The sequence below is a fragment of the Microcystis sp. LEGE 08355 genome (genome assembly GCF_015207185.1).
Taxonomy (GTDB): domain Bacteria; phylum Cyanobacteriota; class Cyanobacteriia; order Cyanobacteriales; family Microcystaceae; genus Microcystis; species Microcystis panniformis.
On the sequence record NZ_JADEXI010000576.1, the window covers coordinates 1 to 2945 of the forward strand.

Annotated in this window: 3 protein-coding genes and 1 pseudogene; 3 read left to right on the forward strand and 1 reads right to left on the reverse strand. The window is 41.4% G+C overall.

Annotated features, from left to right (window positions below):
- The first annotated feature begins 32 nt into the window (after nt 1-32).
- Entirely contained in the window at nt 33-491 is a 459-nt protein-coding gene (locus IQ242_RS21365; RefSeq protein ID WP_228021135.1) for a response regulator transcription factor, read from the forward strand.
- On the opposite strand, the gene IQ242_RS21370 is transcribed toward IQ242_RS21365, so the two are convergent.
- The gene (locus IQ242_RS21370; protein ID WP_002734024.1) at nt 492-674 is read right to left on the reverse strand and encodes a hypothetical protein; all 183 of its coding nucleotides are present in this window, start codon (nt 672-674) and stop codon (nt 492-494) included. It abuts the gene before it with no gap.
- 280 nt (nt 675-954) lie between these two features.
- Here IQ242_RS21370 and IQ242_RS21375 point away from each other — a divergent pair, with 280 nt between their 5' ends.
- Both IQ242_RS21375 and IQ242_RS21380 read left to right on the forward strand, forming a co-directional pair.
- Nucleotides 955-2526, forward strand: coding sequence for a hydantoinase B/oxoprolinase family protein (locus IQ242_RS21375; RefSeq protein ID WP_193961330.1), 1572 nt, complete (start codon nt 955-957; stop codon nt 2524-2526).
- A 127-nt stretch (nt 2527-2653) separates the two neighbouring features.
- A pseudogene (locus tag IQ242_RS21380) lies at nt 2654-2945 on the forward strand (tRNA (adenosine(37)-N6)-threonylcarbamoyltransferase complex transferase subunit TsaD); the annotation flags it as partial.

A 2945-nucleotide genomic window follows, 5' to 3' on the forward strand; every position in this document is an offset into this window, starting at 1 on the left:
AAGTTAAGGCCAAAAAACTAACAGGCTCTACAATGATGACAAGTGAGATCTCTAGGGAAAAGAAAATGATTATAATGAGGCCGAGAGAGTCAATTAAAGTCTTAATTGCCGACGATCACGAGCTAACCTGTTTAGGACTCAAGATTTTAATTTCCCAGCAGCAGCATTGTCAGGTGGTGGGAATTGCAGTTAATGGTCAACAGGCGATCGACTTGGCGAAAAGTTGTCAACCGGATGTAATTATTTTAGATATAGGGATGCCTGTCTTAGATGGACACAGCGCCGCTATTCAAATCAAACAATTCGACCCTTATATTCGCATTATTGCCTATAGTTCCTTGCCAAAGCTTCCAATGGAAAAAAATCATCAAAGTACAGCTTTTGACCTATACTGCTCTAAAGATATATCTTCCCAAGCTCTGATCAAAGCGATCGATGACTTGGGAAAATTAGCACAATCGGACAAATCTCAATTCCGTCGAGTCGGATAGTTAACTAAGTTTTTCTTCAGGAAAAGTTGCTTGAAACTCATCGAGTAATTCATCCAACTCCTCAAGAGCTTGATTAACATCTAATCTCAGTCCCCCAATGTCGGGTTTATCGCGCAATTGCAGTAAATAATCGCGTTTATTAGCCATTTGTTTCACTTTATCGATCAAGCTGGTTTTATCCATAATTCACCCTCTGGTACTGACTGCGATTATATCTCAGTCAGCCCCTATCAGTGAACAGTGATCGGTGAACAGTGAACAGCCAGTGATCACCAGTAAGCTGTTGACTATCTAAATTACTCGTTAAGATTGCAGGGGAGCGCCGGAGCCGCGGAGCAGGGAGAGGCAGTTTGAGCATTTGTACTAAAATTTCCAATTAAATTCAGTACAGCTTAACTGATAACTGATAACTGATAACTGATAACTGATAACTGATAACTGATAACTGATAACTGATTTTCCTATGTTCCCTCTCAATTCTCCCCGCTCAGAAATAACTACCGTTGCCGATCCTATTTATCTAGAAATCTTTAAAAATCTCTATCAATTTATTGCCGAAGAAATGGGGATTACTCTCCAAAATACGGCAGCAAGTGTCAATATTAAAGAACGCCTAGACTTCTCCTGTGCTATCTTTGATGAGGTAGGAAACTTAATCGCTAATGCTCCTCATATTCCAGTCCATTTAGGCTCTATGGCCGATAGTGTTAAAAGTTTAATTCAGGATAAAGGGGAGACGATTCGTCCGGGGAATGTTTATCTAGCTAATAATCCTTATAATGGCGGTACTCACCTCCCAGATGTCACAGTAATTAGTCCTATTTTTGACCGTCAAAATCAGGAAATATTATTTTATCTTGCCTCCCGGGGACATCAAGCTGATATCGGTGGCATTACCCCCGGTTCTATGCCTCCCCACTCTGTCCATATTAGCGAAGAAGGAATTTTATTCGATAATTTTTTGCTGGTAGCGGCGGGACAGTTTCGGGAACAAGAATTAATTAATCACTTAACTAATAGTCCTTTTCCCGCACGCAATATCGCCCAAAATATTGCCGATTTTCAGGCACAAATAGCCGCTAATGCCAAGGGGGAAAGAGAATTACATAATATGGTTGATCGCTACGGATTAGCTATGGTTAAAGCCTATCAACAGTTTGTTCAAGATAATGCCGAATTAGCGGTGAGAAAAGCTATATCTGTCTTGAAAGATGGCGAATTTACCTATTATCTGGATAACGGTGCTGTCATCAAGGTCAGAATTACCATAGATATTGATAATTGTCAAGCAACCATCGATTTTACTGGCACATCTGACCAGTTAAATAATAACTTTAATGCACCCCTAGCAGTGACAAGAGCGGCGGTTTTATACGTTTTTCGTACCCTTGTGGAGGAGGCAATTCCTTTAAATGCTGGCTGTTTCAAACCCCTCCATTTAATTATCCCATCTTGTTGTTTTCTTAATCCTGTTTATCCGGCGGCCGTGGTAGCGGGAAATGTGGAAACTTCCCAGGCAATAGTTAATGCTTTATACGGCGCTTTAGGCATTCAGGCAGCCAGTCAAGGAACGATGAATAATTTCACTTTTGGCAATCAAAAGTACCAATATTATGAGACTATTTGCGGCGGTTCTGGTGCAGGGGCAAATTTTGCGGGAACTGCTGCCGTGCAAACCCAGATGACTAATTCCCGTCTCACCGATCCGGAAGTATTAGAAATGCGCTATCCTGTGTTAGTAGAAAGTTTTAGCATTCGCCCCGATAGTGGCGGCAAGGGACAATATTCTGGAGGTGATGGTGTGATTAGAAGAATTAAATTTCAAGAGTCCATGACTGCTAATATTTTATCGGGTAATCGCGAGATTCCCCCCTTTGGACTAGCGGGAGGAAAAGCCGGTAAAATAGGACGTAATGCCGTGGAAAGAAACGATGGAACTATCGAAGAATTGCCCGGTACTGCGACTGTAGAAGTGAACCCCGGTGATATTTTTATAATTGAAACTCCCGGCGGTGGTGGCTATGGAAATTGCTGAACGATAACTTTAATTTTAATTAAGTACCTAAGCAAAATTAAGTAAGTGGTTATAATTAAATTAAAGATGGATCCCCCCTTAATCCCCCCTTATTAAGGGGGGTGTCTGACGATTTACTGATTAAATCATGACAATTATCTTAGCGATCGAAACCAGTTGCGATGAAACGGCTGTGGCTATTGTTAACAATAACCAGGTGTTGAGTAGTGTGGTTTCTTCTCAAATTGATCTCCATCGTCTCTATGGTGGTGTTGTGCCGGAAATGGCCTCCCGACAACACTTAGAAACCATTAATTTTTGTCTAGAAAAAGCTTGGCAAGAAACGGGTTTAACTTGGTCAGAAATTGATGGAATAGCCGCCACAGTTGCTCCCGGTTTAGTAGGTGCTTTAATGGTGGGAATGACAGCAGCCAAAACCC

Excerpts from the sequence above, each read along its gene's own strand:
- IQ242_RS21365 (WP_228021135.1), top strand. The coding sequence starts at position 33 with ATGATGACAAGTGAGATCTCTAGGGAAAAGAAAATGATTATAATGAGG.
- IQ242_RS21370 (WP_002734024.1), bottom strand. The coding sequence starts at position 674 with ATGGATAAAACCAGCTTGATCGATAAAGTGAAACAAATGGCTAATAAA.
- IQ242_RS21375 (WP_193961330.1), top strand. The coding sequence starts at position 955 with ATGTTCCCTCTCAATTCTCCCCGCTCAGAAATAACTACCGTTGCCGAT.